Genomic DNA, 20,930 nt, shown 5'->3' with positions numbered 1-20,930 from the left:
ACGGCTGAAATACCGCGATTGCGTCACTGCAGCACCGCCCCACTGGCGGCACCCTTTGCCCTCTTCATTACCGGGGTTATCCATCATCATGTCCGTCCGTTCCACGCGCCTGCTTCCCGCCGCGCTGCTTTGCGCCTGCATCGCCACCACCGCCTTCGCGGCCAGTCAAACCCTTACGTGGAGCGGCGACATCGTCACGGCGCACGGCGTGGTCGAAGGCATGGCCAAGGCCTGGCAACAGTCCGGCCACGGCAAGCTGGTCGGGCATCCGTTCAATACCGCCGCCGGCATCGACGCGGTGAACAACGGCTCGGCCGACCTCGCCGGCAGCGTGCGCGGCAGCGACGGCAGCGCCGAAGATCGCGGCCTCACCTTCACGCCGGTGGCATGGGATGGCCTGGTGATGATCACCAGCGCCAACAACCCGGTCGACAGCCTCACGCTGAAGCAGTTGCACGACATCTACTACGGCAAGATCCACAACTGGAGCGAAGTGGGCGGCCCGAACGCACCGATCAACGTGTATGCCGTGGCCAGCCCCGGCGATGGCGTGGAATTCAGCCTGCGCAAGCTGCTGTTCGGTCGGGGCAACCAGCCGGTCGCCGCGCCGCGCCTGTACCTCACCACCACCTCGCTGGAACAGGGCATTGCGCTCGATCCGCATTCGCTGGGCGCCACCACGCTGTCCAGCGTCGAGGGCAACCGCAAGGTGAAGATGCTGCACATCGATGGCAGTGCCCCGACCGTGGCCAATGTCGCCAGCGGTCGCTACCCGCTGTACACGCCGATCTACCTGGTCACCCATGCCGACAGCCCGAATGCCGCCCAGGCGAAATCGTTCATCGATTTCACCGAAAGCGCCAAGGGCCAGGCCGTACTGCGCAAGCATCACCTGCTGCCGTACCAGGACGGCACCGTGCTGGCCTCGATGGACAGCGCGCGCCGCTCGCGCATCCTTGCCGAAGTGGGCGCGCGTCGGGTGCCGACGGCGCCGAGCCAGTCGACCACGCCGATTTCCGCACCGGGTGCCACCTACGCTTCGCGCGTGGCGTCTGCGCCGACGTCCCAGCGCACGCTCGCCGCGCGTGAGGCACTGGCCGAACGCAACGCGCGTCGCGATGCATTGGCAACCGCGGCAGCGGCCAAGACAGTCAGCAAGACAGCCAGCACGCCCAAGCTCGCCGACGTGCACAGCAGTGTGGTCGCCGCGCCGGGGCCAAGCAGCCTCAAGGGCGTGCGCAGCGATGCCGTTACCGTGGCGGACACCGGTAGCCGCGGCAGCGATTTCACCCGCGTGCGCTCGGACAGCTACGTGAGCCGCGACCGTCCCACCAGCACACACACCCGCACGCACGAGCGGGCGACTGCTTCCGTCCACGTCCCGACCCACAAGGTGGCCCCGGGCGAAACGCTCTACTCCATCGCGCACAAGCACCACCTGGACGTGGCGCAGATCCGCGACTGGAACCACCTGGCCGGCAACACCGTGCATGCGGGACAAGTGTTGCGCCTCAGCGCGCGTTGAGCGTGCGCATCCGCGCCATCACGCTGGATCTGGATGACACCTTGTGGCCGGTGCTGCCGGCCCTGGAGTCCGCCGACCGCGAACTGGATGCGTGGCTGCAGGCGAATCACCCCGATGTAGCCCGCGCGTGGCCGATCCCGGCCATGCGCGAACTGCGCGCGCAGGTCGCCGCCGAACGGCTCGACCTGGCGCATGATTTCACTACCCAGCGCCACCTCACCATGCAGCGCGCGTTCGCCGCCTGCGGCATCGACGAGGCACCGCTGGAGGCGTTGTGGGAGGTCTACTTCAGCGCGCGCAATCGCGTCGAGCTGTATCCCGACGCCCTGCCCGCGCTGGAACGCCTGGCCGCGCGCCTGCCGCTGGCCAGCCTGACCAACGGCAATGCCGACCTCGAGCGCATCGGCCTGCACGGGCATTTCGCCGCACGCGTGTGCGCACGTGACGCCGGCGTCGCCAAGCCCGATCCGCGCATCTTCCACGCAGCGGCCGAACGCCTGGGCGTGGCACCGGACGAGATCCTGCACGTGGGCGACGACCCGGTGATGGACGTGGCCGGCGCACGCGATGCCGGCCTGCACGCGGCATGGATCAATCGCACCGGCGAGCCCTGGCCCGCGGCGCTTGGCCCCGCGCCCGAGCTGGATCTGCGCGACCTCGGCGCCCTGGCCGACTGGCTCGATGCGCAACCGGCACATGGCCCATCCGCATAGGCAGCGCCAGCGAATGCGCGCATCATGTGCGGCTGGCATAACCGAATGAAGACGCGTCGCAACGCGCCAAGAGGAGTCCGCATGCCCGCCCTGATCGAACGTTCATCCGCCCCGCGCCAACGCATTGCCGTCGAGGCCACCGACACTTCCCACCTCGCCGCCACGCGCAAGCGCCTCAGTGCCACGCAGCGCCGCTGGCTGACCACGCAAGGCTTCGATGCCAAGCCCGGCAGCACGCTGCTGCTGCCCGATGCGAACGGCAAGCTGGAGCGGGTGCTGGTCGGCGTGGACGCCACGCAGCCACTCGCCGCGCTGGCCGCACTTCCGGCGACGCTGCCCGAAGGCACCTACCAACTTGCCGAAGATGGCGTTGCACTCGATGCGCAACAGGCTGCACTGGGCTGGGCGCTTGGCGCCTACCAGTTCACCCGCTATCGCAAGGCCAAGCGCGAGCCGGCCACGCTGAGCGTCGACGCCGCGGTGTTCGCCGCCGTGCAGCCGCTGGTCGACGCCACCGCGCTGGTGCGCGACCTGGTCAACACGCCCACCGAAGACATGGGCCCCGAGCAGATCGGCGACGCCATCAAGACGCTGGGCAAGACGCACAAGGCCAAGGTGCGGGACTGGGTCGGCGACGAACTGCTGAAAGCCAATTTCCCCACCATCCACGCCGTTGGCCGCGCCAGCCATCGCGAGCCGCGCCTGATCGAGCTGAGCTGGGGCAAGCTCGACGATCCGAAACTGGTGCTGGTCGGCAAGGGCGTGTGCTTCGACACCGGCGGTCTCGACCTCAAGTCCGCCGACGGCATGCGCTGGATGAAGAAGGACATGGGCGGCTCCGCCCACGCGATCGCGCTGGCCGGCCTGGTGATGCAGGCCAGGCTGCCGGTACGTCTGACCCTGCTGGTGCCCGCAGTGGAGAATTCGGTGGCCGGCAACGCCATGCGCCCGGGCGAAGTCATCGTCACCCGCGCCGGCCACAGCGTGGAGATCGACAACACCGATGCCGAGGGTCGCCTGATCCTGTGCGATGCGCTGGCCTACGGCGCCGAGCAGAAGCCGGACCTGATGGTGGACTTCGCCACCCTCACCGGCGCCGCCCGCGTGGCGCTGGGTCCCGACCTGCCCGCACTGTTCAGCAACGATGACGCGCTGGCCGAGGCCACGCTCGCCGCCGGCCGCGCAAACAACGATCCACTGTGGCGGCTGCCGTTGTGGCGTCCCTACTTCAAGATGCTGGATTCCTACCTGGCCGATTTTGCCAACGCGGGGCCGTCACGCCATGCCGGCGCGATCACCGCCGCGCTGTACCTGGAACGCTTCGTCCCCGACGCCCAGCGCTGGATGCATCTGGACACCTACGCCTGGAACGACGTCGACCGCCACGGCCGCCCGCGTGGCGGCGAGGCCATGGGGCTGCGCGCGGTGTTCGCGATGCTTGAGCAGCGTTACCGCAAGAGCTGACCCCCTCCCAGCCTCCCCCTGCACGCAGGGGGAGGAGCAAAATCCCGCAACGCACAGACTCCCTCCCTGCACGCAGGAAGAGCGAAACCTCGCAGCGTGCGGCCCCCCTCCCCTGCGCGCAGGGGAGGGTTGGGGTGGGGTGCTTTGCATGACTTCCGGCGATATCGCACCGGCGTGCAAAGTGGCATGGTGCGAGGTTGGATCCCCGCGGAGATATTGCCCATGCGCCCTACCCTGCTCGCACTCGGCCTCGCACTCGGCCTGGGCGGTACCGCCTTCGCCCATGCGGCCACCACGACGCCGACCCAGCCACCGCTTACCGCGCTGACCAAGGATTCCGGCACGCCGATGCCTGCCGCGCAGAAGCGCGTGCATTTCGACCACGCCGCACTGCACATCACGGTGCAGCCGGCCACGCAAAGCATTGCCGCCAGCGCCACGCTCACCTTCAGCGCGACGGCCGCCACCGACGTGCTGCTGCTGGATCTGGACCGCAACCTGCCGATCAGTGCCGTGGCCGTCGACGGCAAACCACTCGCCGCCAGCGACTGGAGCAATCCGGATGGCCGTCTGAAGATCAAGCTGCCGCACGCGCTCGCCGCTGGCGACAAGGTCACCACCACCATCACCTACGGCGGCAAGCCACACGTGGCGAAGAGGGCGCCGTGGGACGGCGGCTTCGTCTGGAGCCACACCAAGGATGGCCAGCCGTGGGTGGGCAGCGCGGTGGAAGGCGAAGGCTGCGACCTGTTCTGGCCGTGCATCGACCAGCCCGACGGCAAGCCCGACCTGGTCGACCTGTACGTGACCGTGCCCAAACCGCTGGTGGCGCCGGGCAACGGCGTGCTGATCGGCGTCACCGACGACGGCAATCAGCGTACTTATCACTGGCGCGCCAAGCACCCCACCACCTACGCCGTATCGATCAACGTCGGCCCGTACAAGGAACTGCACGGCGAATACCACAGCCGCTTCGGCAACACGATTCCGCTGTACTACTGGTACCTGCCCGGCGAGGACACCCAGGCCAAGGCGCTGTTCGCCGAGTTCCCGCGCATGCTGCGTTTCTTCGAGGCGAAGATCGGACCCTATCCGTGGGGCGACGAGAAGATGGGCGTGGTGGAAACACCCTACCTGGGCATGGAGCACCAGACCATCAATGCCTACGGCAACCATTACGCGAAGGATGGCAGCGGCTTCGACTGGCTGATGCAGCACGAGTTTTCGCACGAGTGGTTCGGCAACCAGATGACCAACGCGAACTGGGACGACATGTGGCTGCACGAGGGCTTCGCCACCCTGATGCAGCCGCTGTACGCGCGTTATCTGGACGGCGATGCCGAGTACTACGGTTGGCTGCACCACCTGCGCTTTCTGATTCGCAACCACGCCCCGGTGGTCTCTGGAACAAGCAAGACCGAAGAGCAGGTCTACGACCCAAGCGGCCCGGGCCAGGACATCTACAACAAGGGCGCGCTGATGCTGCAGACACTGCATCACCTGATCGGCGACCAGGCGTTCTACGACAGCATCCGCCTGCTGGTCTACGGCCGTCCGGACCCGAAACCCGGCAACTTCGTGCCGCAGTACCGCACCACCGCCGACTACATGCGCATCGTGGACCAGGTCACCGGCAAGAAGCTCGACTGGTTCTTCAAGGTCTACCTGTACCAGGCGGCGCTGCCGAAGCTGGACGTCCAGCGCCACGGCGACACGCTGGACCTGCGCTGGCAGGTGCCGCACCACCTGTCGTTCCCGATGCCGGTGGACGTGCAGGTCGGCGACACCTTGCACACCGTGCAGATGACCGACGGCCACGGCAGCCTCGCAGTACCTGCCGATGCACTGGTGACCATCGACCCGCACTCGGTGCTGCTGCGCGATGAACCGCGGATCACCGAATTCCTGCAGTGGCGGGACCAGCAGCGGGCGAAGCGCAAGACCAAACCGTGATCTCGTGAACGCCGATCACCACGGTCGGCAGTCATAAAAAGGCGACGCCCATGGCGTCGCCTTTTTCGTCTGCCAGTTTTAACCGGCAGGCACGGTCCGTGCTCAGTGCGCGCTGGAGGTTGCCGCCGGGGGTGCTTGCAGCGGCGGGGCCACTGCGACGGCATCGGCCAGCGGCTTGCCGCCATAGGGCTCCACCTCGACGGCGAGCTTCGGCTCGGCCTTGATCAGGCCGACGGCGTCGAACAGGACGTGCGCGGTCTCGTCCAGCACGGGATCCGGCGCCTTCTTGGCGTCCTTCTCTTCCTTCAGCTCCTGCTTCAGGCTGCGCTCGCCCGGGGTGAGGCCGTCATCGAGGCTGGACTGTTCGTCGACCAGCGCGGCATCGCTGCCGTCGATCGCCTTGTGCCGGTTGCGGAAGCTGGTCTGCACGGCGTCGAGCTCCTTGCGCTCGGCCTCGCGGTTGGCGAAGTTCAGCGACACCGTGGTGCGGGCGCGCATCTTCTTGTACTGCGCCAGTTCGTCGAGCATCAGTTTCCAGGCCGGAGACTTGGCCACGCGCTCGTCATGCATCTGCCTGAGCTGCGGCAACCACGCCTTCATGTTGGCCACCGGCTTGTAGTCGGCCGGCGCGATGTGCGTCCACGGCAGCGCGTTGTCGTAGGTCGACTCGCCGAAGTCCTTGTCGTCGCCGTTCTGCGGGTACTCGATGTCCGGCGTCACGCCCTTCAGCTGGGTGGAACCGCCATTGATGCGGAAGAACTCGGCGATGGTCATCTTCAGCTCGCCGAACTGCGGCTTGCTCTTGCCGTCCGCGCTGCCGAAACGATCCAGGTCGACCAGGTTCTGCACGGTACCCTTGCCGAAGGTCGGCGTACCGATGATCAGGCCGCGGCCGTAATCCTGGATCGCGGCGGAGAAGATTTCCGAAGCCGACGCCGTGCCACGGTTGACCAGCACCGCCAGCGGGCCGCTCCATGTCATCTTCGGTTCGTCAGAACCCTGCACCTCCACCTGGCCGCGTGCATCGCGCACCTGCACCACCGGACCCTTGTCGATGAACAGGCCGGTGAGCTCGTTCGCCTCGTACAGCGAGCCGCCGCCGTTGTTGCGCAGATCGACGATGACACCCTGCACGCCCTCGGCCTTCAGCTCGCCGAGCAGCTTGGCCACGTCGCGAGTGGCGCTCTTGAAGTTCTTGTCGCCTTCGCGACGCGCACCGAAGTCGGAGTAGAAGGTGGGCAGTTCGATCACGCCGATCTTGCGCGTGACGCCGCCGTCGGTGATCGTGACGACCTTCTTCTTGGCCGCCTGCTCGGCGATGGTGACTTTCTTGCGCACCAGCGTGACCAGCTGGTGCTTGCCGTCCAGGCCGGTGCTGGCCGGCAGGATCTCCAGCCGCACCACGGTGTCCTTCTTGCCGCGGATCAGGTTCACCACGTCGTCCAGGCGCCAGCCGATCACGTCGACGATGGGGCCTTTCTCGCCCTGGCCCACGCCGACGATGCGATCGCCCACGTGGATCTTGCCGGACTTGGCGGCCGGGCCGACCGGCACCAGTTCGCGGATCTGGGTGTAGTCGTCGCGCGCCTGCAACACCGCGCCGATGCCTTCCAGCGAGAGCTTCATCGCGATGTCGAAGTTCTGCGCCTCGCGTGGGCCGAGGTAGTCGGTATGCGGGTCGGTGGACTCGGCATAGGCGGTCATGAAGGTCTGGAACGCGTCCTCGCCATCAAGCTGCTTCACGCGGTCGATGTAGCCGCTGTAGCGCTTGTCCAGCACCTTGCGGATCTCGTCGTCGCTCTTGCCGGCCAGCTTCAGGCGCAGCCAGTCGTTCATGGTGCGCTTGCGCCACAAGTCGTTCAGCGCCGCCTCGTCCTTCGGCCAAGCGGCATGCTTGCGGTCGAAGTCGTAGGTCTCGTTGGTGTTGAAGTCGAAACCCTTCTTCAGCAGGCTGCGCGCGTACTCCATGCGGGCGACCGCGCTCATCACGTACTGGTTGAAGATGTCGAACGGCGCGGACAGGTCCTCGTTCCAGATCGCATCGTCGAGCTGGTCCTTGTACTTGGCGAACTTCGCCATGTCCTGCTGGGTGAAGAACACCTTCTCGCTGTCCAGCAGCTTGAAGTAGGCCTTGTAGATCTTCGCCGACATCGCGTCGTCGAGCGGCAACGCGTCATAGTGGAAGCGGGTCAGGAAGCGCGCGGAAAGCTGCGCGGCCTGGGCTTCGTCAGCCGTCGGCTTGAGCGGCAGGGTGGACTCTTTGCGCGGCTTGGCGCCGGCACCCAGGTCGGCGGCCGATTGGGCGGCGCAGACGGGAGCGACAACGATGAAGGCGAACAGCAGGGCGAGCGCGGGACGAAAGGTCATGGAGGTCTCGGTCAGACTTGCTCGGTGACACCGGCTGCATGGGCCTGCAGGTCGGCGTGGTAGGACGATCGCACCAGCGGGCCGGAAGCGACGTGATGGAAACCCATCGCCTCGCCTTCCCTGCGCAGCACGTCGAATTCTTCGGGAGTCCAGTACCGCACCACCGGATGATGGTGCGGCGTGGGCTGCAGGTACTGGCCAATGGTGATCATCTCGACGTCATGGGCGCGTAAATCGCGCAACGTCTCGAGCACCTGCTCATGGGTCTCGCCCAGGCCCAGCATGATGCCGGACTTGGTCGGCACCTCCGGGTGCTGCGCCTTGAAGCGCTTGAGCAGGTCCAGCGACCACTGGTAATCGGCGCCCGGACGCACTTCGCGGTAGAGGTGCGGCACGGTTTCCAGGTTGTGGTTGAACACGTCCGGCGGGAAGTCTTTCAGCACTTCCAGCGCCCGCTCCATGCGGCCCTTGCCGCGGAAATCGGGGGTGAGGATCTCGATCTTGATGTTCGGGCTGGCGTGGCGCACCGCGCGGATGCAGCTGGCGAAATGCTCGGCGCCGCCATCACGCAGGTCGTCGCGATCGACCGAGGTGATCACCACGTACTTCAGCCGCATGTCGGCGATGGTTTCGGCCAGGCGTGCCGGCTCCAGCGGATCGGGCGGCTGCGGACGACCATGCGCCACGTCGCAGAACGAGCAGCGCCGCGTGCACACCTCGCCGAGGATCATGAAGGTGGCAGTGCCCTTGCTGAAGCACTCGTGGATGTTCGGGCAGCTGGCCTCTTCGCACACCGTCACCAGCGAGTTGTCGCGCAGGCGTGCCTTGAGCTGTTGCACGGCATTGCCCTGCGGCAACCGCACGCGGATCCAGCTGGGTTTGCGCAACGTCGGCACGGCGGTGTCGAAGCCGGCGCGGTTCAGCCCGATCTTGTCGTTGCCCAGCTGCTTGTCGACGGCCGGGGCTCCGGCGACGACGCTGATCGGAATGGTCTTGGAAACGGAAGGGGAAACGTCACTCATGCAGGCCTGCTCAAACCGCTACACGAGCGGGGAGTTCGGGGATGATGGGGGCAGCCGGTTCGGCCGTGAAACCGAACTGGCGGCAGAACTCTTCCACCAGTGCGTCTTCCACGTCCGCCAACCGCGACGGACCACCCAAGTCTAGCACCTGAGTGACCTCCAAACCCTTGTAGCCGCAAGGATTGATGCGGTGGAAGGGTTCCATGTTCATGTTCACGTTGAAGGCCAATCCGTGGAAACTGCAACCACGCCGCACGCGCAGGCCAAGGGCGGCCACCTTGGCGCCGCCCACGTATACGCCAGGCGCGCCTTCGCGACGTTCAGCGTGGATGTCCCAGTGCGCCAGCGTATCGATCAGCGACTGCTCGATCTTGTTGACCATCTCGCGTACGCCCACCTCGGCGCGGCGCAGGTCGATCATCGGGTAGCCGACGATCTGGCCCGGGCCGTGGTAGGTCACCTGCCCCCCGCGATCCACCGGGATTACCGGAATGTCGCCGGGCGCCAGCACGTGCTCCATCTTGCCGGCCTGGCCCAGGGTAAACACCGGATCGTGCTCCAACAGCCAGAATTCATCGGCCGTGTCGGCGGAGCGGTTGTCGGTGAACGCACTCATCGCCTTCCAGGTCACGTCGTAAGGCTGACGACCCAGGCGGCGAATCTTGAGTGGCAGGGACATGACTGGAACAACCTCGGGGAAAAGGGGGAATCTGGAGCCGGATGACGCCGATGCAAGGCCATGGCACCGAAAGCGGCTACCAGGACACTCGCCGGTGGCCAAGGATACGCCTCCGGCCACCACCTGCCATGGATTTACAGCGTGAAGCGGATATCCGGATCAGCACGCAACGCCGCATGCGCGGCGTCGTATTGCTCCCGGGTATCGCAGCGGAAGCTCACCGTCACGGAAAGAAACTTGCCTTCGCGCGAATGCTTGTGCCGCACCGTCTCGTGCAGCACCTGCAGGCCCAGATCCGCCAGGATCTGCGGCACCCGGGCCTTCAGGTCGGCCTGGGCATCGCCCATCGCAGTGACCTCGAATTCACCGGGAAAGACAAAGCCCTTGCCCTCCCGCCTGGCCTGGCTGAAGTCGATCTCCTGCATCACTTGGCGTCCGCAGCCTTGGCCGCCGGGGCGGCGTCGGGCTTCTTGTCGTCGTGGTGGAACCACAGCAGGATCGAATCCCACAGGCGCTTGAAGAAACCGCCCTGCGGCGCATCGTCCAGCGCGATCAACGGCACGCTCTGCAGCGGCTTGCCGTCCAGCGTGACGTTCAGCGTACCCACCTGCTGGCCCTTCTTGAACGGCGCGATCAGGGTGGAGGGGATGTCCATGCTGGCCTTGAGCTTGTCGTACTCGCCGGTCTTCACGGTCACCAGCACGTCATGCGCCACGCCAAGCGGCAACTGGTCGGCCTCGCCCTTCCACAATTTCGGCGTAGCCAGCGGCTTGCCACTCTCGTACAGCTTGTGGGTCTCGTAGAAGCGGAAGCCGTAGTTGAGCAGGGCCATCGCCGAGTCGGCGCGGGCGCGGTTGGTGCTGGCACCCATCACCACCGCGATCATGCGCTCGTCGCCATGCTTGGCCGACGCATCCAGGCAGAAGCCGGCGGCGGCGGTATGGCCGGTCTTGATGCCGTCCACGGCCGGGTCGCGCCACAGCAGTTCGTTGCGGTTCTGCTGCTTGATGCCGTTCCACTCGAATTCCTTGACCTTGGAGATCGCGTAGTCGTCGGGGAAGTTGTGGATCAGTGCGCGCGACAGGATCGCGATGTCGCGGGCGGTGGAGTAATGGTCGGCCACCGGATAGCCGGAGGCGTCGGAGAAATGCGTGCCGGTCATGCCCAACTGCTTGGCGTAGGCGTTCATCAGGCCCACGAAGGCATCTTCGGAGCCGGCGGTGTGCTCGGCCAGTGCGATGGCCGAATCGTTGCCGGACTGGATGATCATGCCGCGCAGCAGATCCTCCAGCTTCACCGTGCTGCCCAGCTTGAGGAAGCTGGTGGAACCGTCGGTGCCGGCGCCGCCGGCCTTCCATGCGTGTTCGCTGATGGTGACCGGGTCGGTGAGATGGATGCGGCCGGCCGCGATTTCGGCGGACACCACGTATTCGGTCATCACCTTGGTCAGCGAGGCCGGCTCGCGGCGCTCGTCCGGATTGCGCGAAGCCAGGATCTGGCCGGTGGCGTAATCCATCAACACGTAGCTCTGCGCATCCACATCCGGCGGCGGCGGCACCGGCACCTGCGGCACGGTCGGCTTGGGAATTGCCGCGGGACGGGGTGGCATCTGCTGGGCAGAGGCGGCACCCACCGTCAATGCAAGGGCGGCAAAAGCGGTGAGGGAACGGCGAAACAGGCTCATCACGATTATCTATCCGGTCTATGAATCATCGACGCCTGGGCGCCGTCACGATCTGTGGAAAACGTCAGTCTACCGCGACCTCGGGGTGCGGCAGCCCCATGCGCACGATCTGGTCGCTGACCCGGTCGGCGGCATCCGCGTCGGCCAGTGGTCCCAGCCGCACGCGATGCACGTGCCGACCACCGACGACCGCATCGACCACCTGCACCGGCGCCAGCCTGGCCTGGCGCAAGCGCTGGGCTACACGGTCGGCGTTGGCCGGATCGGCGAACGCGCCCACCTGCAGGTAGATGCCGGGGTGCGCGGACCCGCCTGTGACCACGGGCGGCGGCGGCAGTTCCCGAGCCGGCGTCGAAGGATCGATGCCCTGCACTTCCACCAGTCCGGTGCCCTTGGGCCAGATGCCGATGCGTACCGCCGCGGCATAGGACAGGTCGATGATGCGGTTCTCGTGGAACGGACCGCGGTCGTTGACCCGCACGATCACGCTCTTGCCGTTGGCCAGGTTGGTCACCCGCGCATAGCTGGGCAGCGGCAACACCTTGCTGGCGGCGGAGAACTTGTACATGTCGTAGTTCTCCAGGCTCGATGTCTTGTAGCCGTTGAACTTGTTGCCGTAGTACGAGGCGATGCCGCGTTCGTCGTAGCCACGCGCACTGGGCAGCACGCGATAACTCTGCCCGCGCACCGAATACGGCGACTTGTTGCCGTACAGCGCACGCGGTTCCACCTTCGGCACCGGCTCGGGCAGTGTGGCGATGAAGGCCGGTGGCGCACCGGCCGGCGTGCTGTCGTCGTTGTCGCGGTAACGGCGGCTTTGCGGCAGGCTGGTGTCGTCGCTCACGCTGTCGTGATGGAACCAGCCGTGGTGTACCTTGCCAGCCGCCCCGCCGGCAGCCGGCCGGGTCGCATGCCGGCCACCGCAGGCGGCCAGCACCAGCATGATCGCCAGCAGTCCCGGCCAGCGCCACGCCGCCCTCATCGCGTGGCGGTCCCGGCCATGTCGTCAGCGTGTACGCCCGCGGCAATCGCCTGCGACAACTGGTACACCGCCATCGCGTACAGCGGGCTGCGGTTGTAGCGGGTGATTACCTGGAAATTCTGGAAAGTGAACCAGTATTCGGGACCGCGCGCGCCATCCAGGGTCAGCAGGCTGGTCGACTGGCCCGGATTGAGCCGTTGCAGCGGCGCATAGCCCCAGGCTTCCAGTTGCTCCAGCGACCACTGCGGCGCGGCCTGCCAGTCGAGCTTCTTCGCCGCCGCGTCCGGCTGCGCCTGCGCGGCCACCGGGCCGCCGCGCACCCAGCCATGTTTGGCGAAATAGTTGGCCACGCTGGCGAGGATGTCCGGCAACGAATCGTGCAGGTCGATGCGGCCGTCGCCATCGGCGTCCACCGCGTAGTCGCGGATGCTGTCGGGCATGAACTGGCCCCAGCCCTGTGCCCCGGCATAGGAGCCGGTAAGCGTGTCGATCGGACCAGCCAGCTTGTTCGACGGCAATTCCAGCAAGGTCTTCAGCTCGGAACGGAAGAATTTCGCGCGCGGCGGGTAGTACAGGCCCAGCGTGACCAGCGCATCAAGCACCTTGTAATGCCCGGTGTTGCCACCGTACGACGTCTCCACGCCAAGGATCGCCACGATGATTTCGGGCGACACGCCGTACTGCTTCGCCACGCGTTCCAGCAAGGCCCGGTGTTCGCGGTAGAACGCCACGCCGGCATCGATGCGCTTGCCGGTGAGGAAGATCGGCCGGTACGCGCTCCACGGCTTGCTCTCGGCCGGACGACTGATCGCATCGAGGATGCTTTGCTGCTTGTGCGCCTTGTCCAGCAAGGCATTCAGCGCAGCCGGGCTCTGTCCGGTATCGCGTGCCACTTCGCGCACCAGTTCGGCCTGGCCGGGATGCGTGCCAGCGAGGGCCATCGTCGGCAGTGCGCCGATCGCGACCAGGGTCAGGACGAACAGGGAAGTCAGCCGGCGACGCGGCATGAAGCTCGATGGCATGGACGGCCTTGCTTTCGTGAATGGCATCACGGCAAGCCTAACATGCACCCCGGCGCAATCCGCGGCGGCCTGCGGGCATTCGCATGGCAGACGTTCAGTCGTGCATCTTGCGATGCGCGTGGATCGACATCAGCACGCCGAAACCCACCAGCAGCGACACCGCCGAGGTGCCGCCATAGCTGATCATCGGCATCGGCACGCCGACCACCGGCAGCATGCCGGCAACCATGCCGCCGTTGACGAACACGTAGACGAAGAAGCTCATGCCGATTGCCCCGGCGAGCAGCCGCGAATAGGTGTCGCGCGCCTGCATCGCGATCCACAGGCAGCGGCCGATGATGAAGGCATACAGCGCCAGCAGCAGGCACACGCCGATCAGGCCGAATTCCTCGGAGAACACCGCGAAGATGAAATCGGTGGTGTGCTCGGGCAGGAAATCCAGCCGCGACTGCGAGCTGTGTCCGAAGCCCTTGCCGAAGATGCCGCCGGAGCCCACCGCGATCTGCGACTGGATGATGTGCCAACCGTTGCCGAGCGGGTCGGATTCGGGGTTCAGCATGGTCAGCACGCGGTCGCGCTGGTACTGGTGCAGGAAGTGCCAGGCCACCGGAATCATCCCGACCACCGCCGCCAGCAAGGCCACGATGCGCCACCAGCCCATGCCGGCCAGGAACAGCGCGAACATGCCGGCCGCCGTCACCAGCAGGGCGGTGCCCAGGTCCGGTTGCTTGGCGATCAAGGCGGCAGGTATCACGATCAGCAAGCCGACCACGGCCATGTCCTTCCAGCTCGGGGGCAGTGGCCGCGCGTGCAGATACCACGCCACCATCATCGGCATGGTCAGCTTGAGCAGTTCGGACGGCTGGAAGCGCATCACGCCAAGATCGAGCCAGCGGTCCGCGCCGCGACCTTCACCCAGGACCGCCACCACCACCAGCAAGGCCGTACTGCCGATGTAAAGCCAAGGCGTCCAGGTGCGCAACGTTGCCGGCGGAATGCGTGAGACCAGCAACAACAGCACGCCGCCCAGCACGAAACGAGCGGCCTGGCCGCCGACCATCGACATGTTGCCGCCGTCGGCGCTGTACAGCGTGGCCAGACCCACCGCACCGAGCAGGAACAGACCTGCAGCCAACGGCAGATCGATTCGCGGCCGGGTCAGGATCCGGCGCAGGAAGCGGTTCATGCGTACTCGCATCAGTTCGATCATGGCGTCGCTCCCGTCGGCGCCGGTGCCGGTGCGGTCGACGGCGGGGGTGCCTTGGTGCGCGACTCCGGCAGCGGCGTGTCCGGCGGCGGGTCTTTCTGCGTGGACAGCCAGGCGTCGAGGATCTTGCGCGCGATCGGACCCGCATCCGCCGCGCCCCAGGCTCCGGATTCCAGCACCACCGCCACGGCGATGCGCGGATGCTCCGCCGGCGCGAACATCTCGAACCAGGCGCGATGGCGGCTGGCCAGGTAGGCGGTGCTCTTGTTGGTGTTGTAGGCGTCGGTGGTGCGCGAGTAGCGCTCGGCGGTGCCGCTCTTGCCGGCGACGGTATAGGGAAAACCCTTGCCCAGGCCGTAGCCGGTGCCGCGCGGATCGTTCACCACCATCTGCATGCCCTGCTCCACCGTGTTCCAGTTTGCCTCACTGGTCACCAGCGACGGCCCGGTCGGCGGATTGACCAATGGCACGGGCGGGTTGTTCTCGCCGCTCTGTTCGGACATCACCAGTCGCGGCGCATACGGCACGCCGTGCCCGGCCAGGGTGGCGATGGCATGCGCCAGTTGCAACGGCGTCACCGCCCAGTAGCCCTGGCCGATGCCGGCGATCACGGTTTCGCCCGGATACCACGGCTGGCGGAAGTGCTTCGATTTCCACGCCCGCGACGGCAGCACGCCGGCGGCCTCGTTGTCCAGGTCGATGCCGGTGGGCCTGCCGAAACCGAACCGGCCCATCCACTTGCTGAAGCGGTCGATGCCCATGTCCAGTGCCAGCTTGTAGAAGTAGGTGTTCACCGACCACATGATCGCCAGCTTCATGTTCACCGTGCCGAAGCCGCCGCGGCGGTCGTCGCGGTAGCCGCGCTTCTGCCCCGGGATATAGAACACGCCGGTGGAGAGCACGGTGTCCTCGGGCGTGCGCAGGCCCAGCTCCAGCCCGCCCAGCGCCAGCAGCGGCTTCACCGTGGAACCGGGCGGGTACACGCCGCTGATCGCGCGGTTGAACAACGGCTTGTCCGGCCCGTACAGCAAGGCGTGGTAATCGGCCGCACTGATGCCGTCGACGAACAGGTTCGGATCGAAGGTGGGCACGCTGACCATCGCCAGCACCTGGCCGTTGCGCGGGTCGATCGCCACCGCCGCGCCGGGGCGCCCGTCGAAGGCCTTTTCGGCGGCCTTCTGGATGCGCGCATCGATGCTCAGGTAAAGATTCTTGCCGGGCGACGGCGGATGGGTTTCCAGCACGCGCTGCACGCGACCGTTGGCGTTCACCTCGTCTAGCTCATAGCCCGGCGTGCCGTGCAGCACGCTTTCGTAGGAACGCTCGATGCCGATGCGGCCGACATGGGTGGTGCCCTTGTAACTGGCCTCGTCCAGCTTTTTCATGTCGTCGGCGTCGATCCGGCCCACGTACCCCACCACATGCGCGAACAGGCTGCCCAGCGGGTAGTTGCGGGTGAGGTACGGCACCACGTCCACGCCGGGGAAACGCCAGCGGTTCACCGCGAAACGGTCGATCTCGTCCTCGGTCAAGTGCAGTTTCAACGGCACGCTGTCGAAACGACGGCTTTGCTTGACCTGCTTGAGGAAGCTGTCGATGTCGTCCTGGCTCAGCGGCACCACCATGCCGAGCTGCGCCAGCATCGCCTTCATGTCCTTGACCTGCTCGGGCACCACCTCGAGCCGGAACGCGGGCACGTTGTCCGCCAGCAGCACGCCGTTGCGGTCGTAGATGAGCCCGCGCGGCGGCGGCAGCACGCGCGGCTTGACCCGGTTGTTCACCGAGCGGGTGACGAACTCGTCATGTCGCGCCACCTGCAGATAAACGTAACGCGAGACCAGCGCACACAGCCCCAGCAGGATCAGCGCAAATCCGACCAGCGCACGCCTCCGGAACAGCGCGCCCTCGCTGCGGTGGTCCTTGATCGAGCGCCGCTGCTGCATCAGCCCGCCTCGCGCATGTCGGCCATCATCATGCTCCCGCGCCGGCTCATTGGATGCGCAAGCGCATGCGCAGGTCGTCCATCAGCAGGAACAGGAACGGCCACAACGCCGCACCGACGAACGGTGAAACCCACCACGCCAGCGGCGGCAGGGCCTCGCCGGCGAACGCGCGCACGATCAGCAGCAGGATGCGATCGTTGACCAGCAACGCCAGCACCGCCAGGGTCTGCTGCCACATCGGGAAGAAGCGCAGCCGCGAGCGGAAGCGCAAGGCGATGAAGACCAGCGCGGTCAGGCGCAACGCCTGTTCGCCCAGCAATACCCCGTCGAGCAGATCGGCACCCAACCCCAGCGCGAACGCCATCCCCAGGGTCATCCGGTCGCCCGCTTCCAGCGTCCAGTACAACAGCACCAGCGCCGGCCAGTACGGCTTGAACGGTTCCAGCACGGTCGGCAACGGCAGCAGCATCGCCAGCAGCGAGACCAGCAAAGTACCGGCAAACCACCAGCGGGCCAGGCGGGTGCGATTCATCGGGCAGCTCCCGTGGCGGGCGTGGCGGGCGCCGGCGCGGCCGACGAGACGGCCGGCGCCAGCGATGCCGGCGGCCCGGCCTCGGGCGCCGGCGCGGGCGGTCCGGCCGGCGCGGCCAGGTCATGCAGCAGCAACACGTCCTGGCTGCGGTCGAGGTCCGCGCTGGGCTCGGCGTGGGCTTCCAGGAAGGTTCCGGTCGCCGCAGGCGCCACCGACACCACCTCGCCCACCGGGAAGCCCGGCGGGAATCGTCCGCCGATGCCGGACGTAAGCAGGTGGTCGCCCGCTTTCACGTCGGCGGCGCGGGGAATCGTCGGCAGGGTCAATTGGTCGCCCTCGCGCGAACCGTAGGCCACGGTGCGCAGGCCGGTACGCTCGATCACCACCGGGATCGCGCTGTCCGGGTCGGTGACCAGCATCATCTCCGAGGTGGACGGCAACACATGCACGATCTGGCCCATCACGCCATGCGCATCGATGACCGGCTGCCCGGTCTTCACGCCCTGGCGCGCGCCCGCGTCAAGCATCAGGCGGTGCCGATAGGCCCCCAGGTCGACCCCGACCACCCGCGCCAGTTGCACCTTGAGCGTGAGGTTGTGGCGGGTATCGAGCAATTCCTTCAGGCGCTGGTTCTGTTCGGCCACGGCAGCCATGCGGTTGAGCTTGGCATTGGCCAGCAGCAGGTCTTCGCGCAGATGCTGGTTCTGCTCGGTGAGCAGCTTGCGATCGGCGAAGGCCACGCCCAGCGCGTGCATGCCTGCCGACGGCATGCCGGCCAGCTTGTACAACGGCTCCACCACCACCGCCGCGTTGTAACGCACGCGCCACAGCCAGCCGTTGCGATGGTCGAGCACCATCAGCACCATGGCCAGCGCGAGATAGAAGATCAGCCGCAGCGTACCGGCAACGGAGCCGGTGAACAGGGGTGAAGACGACTCCGGACCCATCAAGCAAACCCAGAAAGAAGACGGCGACAGCCAAGATTACCCGGATGCATAACGATGCGGGTCCGAGTGACGCCGCGCGTTTGCCTCCCCTTGTCGGGAAGAGGCAGGGAAAAGCGCGTTTCGATCGGCGCTATCGCGAGCACCCGCCCCTCACCCCAACCCTCTCCCCGCCGGGGAGAGGGAGATACTGTGCCCTTGCGGGCGCGCTTCATTCGGGGGCGAAGAAGTCGCTGCCGTGCTGGTCGATCAGTTCCAGCGCCTTGCCGCCGCCACGTGCCACGCAGGTGAGCGGATCGTCGGCCACTTGCACATGCAGGCCGGTTTCCTCGGAGATCAGGCGATCCAGGTCGCGCAGCAGCGCGCCGCCGCCGGTGAGCACGATGCCGCGCTCGGCCACGTCGGAGCACAGTTCCGGCGGTGTCTGCTCCAGCGCCGACTTGACCGCGGCCACGATACCCGACAACGGCTCGTGCAGCGCTTCCAGCACCTCGTTGGAGTTCATCGTGAACATGCGCGGCACGCCTTCGGCGAGGTTGCGGCCGGAGATCTCGATCTCCTTCACGTCGGACTGCGGGAAGGCGCAGCCGATCTGCAGCTTGATCCGTTCGGCGGTGGATTCGCCGATCAGGGTGCCGTGGTTGCGCCGCACGTAGTTGATGATCGCCTCGTCGAAGCGGTCGCCACCGACGCGCACCGACTGCGAGTAGACGATGCCGTTGAGCGAGATCACCGCCACTTCGGAGGTGCCGCCGCCGATGTCCAGCACCATCGAGCCGCGCGCCTCGTGCACGGGGATACCGGCACCGATCGCAGCGGCCATCGGCTCCTCGATCAGGAACACGTCGCGGGCACCGGCGCCTTCGGCCGATTCCTTGATGGCACGGCGTTCGACCTGGGTCGAGCCGCACGGCACGCAGACCAGCACGCGCGGGCTGGGCCGCAGCATGCGCGACTTGTGCACCTGCTTGATGAAATGCTGCAGCATCGCCTCGGTCATGGTGAAGTCGGCGATCACGCCGTCCTTCATCGGCCGCACCGTGGCGATGTTGCCGGGGGTGCGACCGAGCATGCGCTTGGCGTCGCCGCCCACCGCCGCCACCGTGCGCGGGCCACCCGGGCCGCGATCCTGGCGAATCGCCACCACCGAAGGCTCGTTCAGCACGATGCCCTGGCCACGCACGTAAATCAGCGTGTTGGCTGTGCCGAGGTCGATGGAGATGTCGTTGGAAAAGATTCCGCGAAACTTCTTGAACATGGGATTCGCCGCGCGTCGACCTGGCTAAAAAGTAAGCGCGCCAGTCTAGTCAGCGCCGACCCGATCCGCAAGGACGCCAACGTTAAGAAATCCTTGCGCGGCAGGATGATATGCACGTTTCCTGTCATCCACGGCGAACTTCAGCGATGGACAGAAAGTCGCCAGCACGCCGCGATGACGGTACGATGGCGTACTTTGGGCGGAACCCGCGCAAGGTGCGGGCCGACCGCCCGGCTGCGTCCAGTCCAGTCCGCGCAGCCATCACACCAACACCGGGGCCACGTCACCATCATGTCTGCCGTCATCTGCGGATCGCTTGCCTACGACACCATCATGGTGTTCCAGGACCAGTTCAAGAACCACATCCTGCCCGACCAGATGCACATCCTGAATGTATCGTTCCTGGTGCCGCGGATGCGTCGCGAATTCGGTGGCTGCGCCGGCAACATCGCCTACAACCTCAAGCTGCTGGGCGGTGACCCGTTGCCGGTGGCGGCCGTGGGCCAGGATTTCGCGCCCTACCGCGCACACATGGAAAAGTGCGGCATCCGGCTCGACGGCGTGCGCGTGTTCGACGAGCAGTTCACCCCGCAGTGCTTCATCACCACCGACCTGGACAACAACCAGATCACCGCCTTCCACCCCGGGGCCATGTCCAGCGCGCAGGAAAACCACGTGCGCGACATCCCGCAGATCGATTTCGCGATCGTGGCGCCGGATGGCCGCGAGGCGATGCTGCAGCACGTGGACGAGTTCGCCGCCCGCGGCGTGCCGTTCATCTTCGATCCGGGCCAGGCGATGCCGCTGTTCAACGGCGACGAATTCCGCGCGATGATCGAGAAGTCCACCTATGTCATCGTCAACGACTACGAGTCGCAGCTGCTGCAGGCCCGCACCGGCTGGAGCGCGGACGAGATCGCCTCGCACGTGACGGCCTACATCGTCACGCTGGGGCCGCGCGGCTCGTGCATCCACGCCGATGGCACCGTCTACGACATTCCGCCGGCGCGCGAACGCGAGATCATCGACCCCACCGGTTGCGGCGACGCCTACCGCGCCGGCCTGATCTTCGGCATCATGCGCGGCTACGACTGGCCCACCGTGGGCCGCATGGCCTCGCTGATGGGCGCACTGAAAGTGGAACACCCCGGCACGCAGAACCAGCACTTCGACTACGCGCAGTTCGCTGCCGAGTATCAAGAGCAGTTCGGCCACGCGCTGGGCTGAGCCGCACCCACTCGCCGGAAATCTCTGCATGGCACTCACCGCCGACATCGTCATCGCGATCATCGCGCTGCTGCACGCGTGGTTCCTGGTGCTGGAAATGTTCCTGTGGGACAAGCCCACCGGCCTGCGCGCGTTCGGCATCACGCAGGCCTTCGCCACCCAGTCCAAGGCGCTCGCCGCCAACATGGGCCTGTACAACGGCTTCCTCGCCGCCGGCCTGATCTGGGGCCTCAGTCTGGGCCACGCCGGGCTGCCGGTGAAACTGTTTTTCCTGGGCTGCGTGCTGATCGCCGGCCTCTACGGCGGCCTCACCACCTCGCGCCGGGTGCTGTGGATCCAGGCGCTGCCGGCCGCGATCGGCCTGGTGCTCGTGCTAGCGTAAGTCGACCACGCCCCGAGCCTGCTCCC

18 protein-coding genes are annotated in these 20,930 nt (G+C 66.6%); 6 read left to right on the top strand and 12 right to left on the bottom strand.

Annotation, left to right across the window (positions count from 1 at the left end; all coding sequences use genetic code 11):
* Positions 1 to 88 precede the first annotated feature (88 nt).
* From AB7849_RS16475 to AB7849_RS16460, 4 genes are all read left to right on the top strand, one after another.
* On the top strand, positions 89 to 1,525 hold the full coding sequence (locus AB7849_RS16475; protein ID WP_369501402.1) for a LysM peptidoglycan-binding domain-containing protein: 1,437 nt from the start codon (positions 89 to 91) through the stop codon (positions 1,523 to 1,525).
* Positions 1,526 to 1,527: 2 nt separating this feature from the next.
* Entirely contained in the window at positions 1,528 to 2,238 is a 711-nt protein-coding gene (locus AB7849_RS16470) for an HAD family hydrolase (protein WP_092703869.1), read from the top strand.
* Between the two features lie 81 nt (positions 2,239 to 2,319).
* Positions 2,320 to 3,702, top strand: a complete 1,383-nt coding sequence (locus tag AB7849_RS16465) for a leucyl aminopeptidase family protein (protein ID WP_369501401.1) — start codon at positions 2,320 to 2,322, stop codon at positions 3,700 to 3,702.
* 222 nt (positions 3,703 to 3,924) lie between these two features.
* Positions 3,925 to 5,655, top strand: a complete 1,731-nt coding sequence (locus AB7849_RS16460) for a M1 family metallopeptidase (protein ID WP_008214837.1) — start codon at positions 3,925 to 3,927, stop codon at positions 5,653 to 5,655.
* A gap of 102 nt (positions 5,656 to 5,757) precedes the next feature.
* Here the strand turns inward: AB7849_RS16460 and AB7849_RS16455 are convergent, their stop codons facing one another.
* The 12 genes from AB7849_RS16455 to AB7849_RS16400 form a co-directional block, all read right to left on the bottom strand.
* Positions 5,758 to 8,022 carry a carboxy terminal-processing peptidase gene (locus AB7849_RS16455; protein ID WP_008214834.1) on the bottom strand — a complete coding sequence of 755 codons (2,265 nt, stop codon included), beginning with the start codon at positions 8,020 to 8,022 and terminating at the stop codon, positions 5,758 to 5,760.
* Positions 8,023 to 8,033: 11 nt separating this feature from the next.
* Positions 8,034 to 9,044 carry a lipoyl synthase gene (gene lipA, locus AB7849_RS16450; RefSeq protein ID WP_008214832.1) on the bottom strand — a complete coding sequence of 337 codons (1,011 nt, stop codon included), beginning with the start codon at positions 9,042 to 9,044 and terminating at the stop codon, positions 8,034 to 8,036.
* 10 nt (positions 9,045 to 9,054) lie between these two features.
* The gene (gene lipB / locus AB7849_RS16445) at positions 9,055 to 9,723 is read right to left on the bottom strand and encodes a lipoyl(octanoyl) transferase LipB (RefSeq protein WP_008214830.1); all 669 of its coding nucleotides are present in this window, start codon (positions 9,721 to 9,723) and stop codon (positions 9,055 to 9,057) included.
* A gap of 134 nt (positions 9,724 to 9,857) precedes the next feature.
* Positions 9,858 to 10,148 (bottom strand): DUF493 family protein, encoded by a 291-nt coding sequence (locus AB7849_RS16440; RefSeq protein WP_008210127.1) that lies wholly within the window; start codon positions 10,146 to 10,148, stop codon positions 9,858 to 9,860.
* The gene (locus AB7849_RS16435; RefSeq protein WP_008210128.1) at positions 10,148 to 11,407 is read right to left on the bottom strand and encodes a D-alanyl-D-alanine carboxypeptidase family protein; all 1,260 of its coding nucleotides are present in this window, start codon (positions 11,405 to 11,407) and stop codon (positions 10,148 to 10,150) included. The genes AB7849_RS16440 and AB7849_RS16435 overlap by 1 nt, the downstream gene beginning before the upstream one ends.
* Before the next feature lie 64 nt (positions 11,408 to 11,471).
* The gene (locus tag AB7849_RS16430; RefSeq protein ID WP_008214827.1) at positions 11,472 to 12,389 is read right to left on the bottom strand and encodes a septal ring lytic transglycosylase RlpA family protein; all 918 of its coding nucleotides are present in this window, start codon (positions 12,387 to 12,389) and stop codon (positions 11,472 to 11,474) included.
* Entirely contained in the window at positions 12,386 to 13,411 is a 1,026-nt protein-coding gene (gene mltB / locus AB7849_RS16425; RefSeq protein ID WP_369501400.1) for a lytic murein transglycosylase B, read from the bottom strand. Before mltB ends, AB7849_RS16430 begins: the two co-directional genes overlap by 4 nt.
* A 94-nt stretch (positions 13,412 to 13,505) precedes the next feature.
* Positions 13,506 to 14,621 carry a rod shape-determining protein RodA gene (gene rodA / locus AB7849_RS16420; protein ID WP_369501399.1) on the bottom strand — a complete coding sequence of 372 codons (1,116 nt, stop codon included), beginning with the start codon at positions 14,619 to 14,621 and terminating at the stop codon, positions 13,506 to 13,508.
* On the bottom strand, positions 14,618 to 16,561 hold the full coding sequence (mrdA, locus tag AB7849_RS16415; RefSeq protein ID WP_008214820.1) for a penicillin-binding protein 2: 1,944 nt from the start codon (positions 16,559 to 16,561) through the stop codon (positions 14,618 to 14,620). Before mrdA ends, rodA begins: the two co-directional genes overlap by 4 nt.
* 46 nt (positions 16,562 to 16,607) lie before the next feature.
* Positions 16,608 to 17,093, bottom strand: coding sequence for a rod shape-determining protein MreD (mreD, locus tag AB7849_RS16410; RefSeq protein WP_008214818.1), 486 nt, complete (start codon positions 17,091 to 17,093; stop codon positions 16,608 to 16,610).
* Positions 17,090 to 18,040: a rod shape-determining protein MreC gene (mreC, locus tag AB7849_RS16405; RefSeq protein WP_092703812.1), complete on the bottom strand. Its 951-nt coding sequence runs from the start codon at positions 18,038 to 18,040 to the stop codon at positions 17,090 to 17,092. Before mreC ends, mreD begins: the two co-directional genes overlap by 4 nt.
* 208 nt (positions 18,041 to 18,248) lie before the next feature.
* The gene (locus AB7849_RS16400) at positions 18,249 to 19,295 is read right to left on the bottom strand and encodes a rod shape-determining protein (protein WP_008209579.1); all 1,047 of its coding nucleotides are present in this window, start codon (positions 19,293 to 19,295) and stop codon (positions 18,249 to 18,251) included.
* Between the two features lie 291 nt (positions 19,296 to 19,586).
* On the opposite strand from AB7849_RS16400, the gene AB7849_RS16395 reads away from it, so the two are divergent.
* Positions 19,587 to 20,522: a carbohydrate kinase family protein gene (locus tag AB7849_RS16395; protein ID WP_008209581.1), complete on the top strand. Its 936-nt coding sequence runs from the start codon at positions 19,587 to 19,589 to the stop codon at positions 20,520 to 20,522.
* Between the two features lie 28 nt (positions 20,523 to 20,550).
* Positions 20,551 to 20,904 (top strand): DUF1304 domain-containing protein, encoded by a 354-nt coding sequence (locus AB7849_RS16390; protein WP_008209583.1) that lies wholly within the window; start codon positions 20,551 to 20,553, stop codon positions 20,902 to 20,904.
* The last annotated feature ends 26 nt before the right edge of the window (positions 20,905 to 20,930 follow it).

This window comes from Rhodanobacter sp. FW021-MT20 (assembly GCF_041107475.1).
Lineage (GTDB): Bacteria > Pseudomonadota > Gammaproteobacteria > Xanthomonadales > Rhodanobacteraceae > Rhodanobacter_A > Rhodanobacter_A glycinis.
The sequence above is the reverse complement of the archived record's forward strand: the minus strand, read 5'-3'. Positions and strand labels throughout refer to the sequence as shown.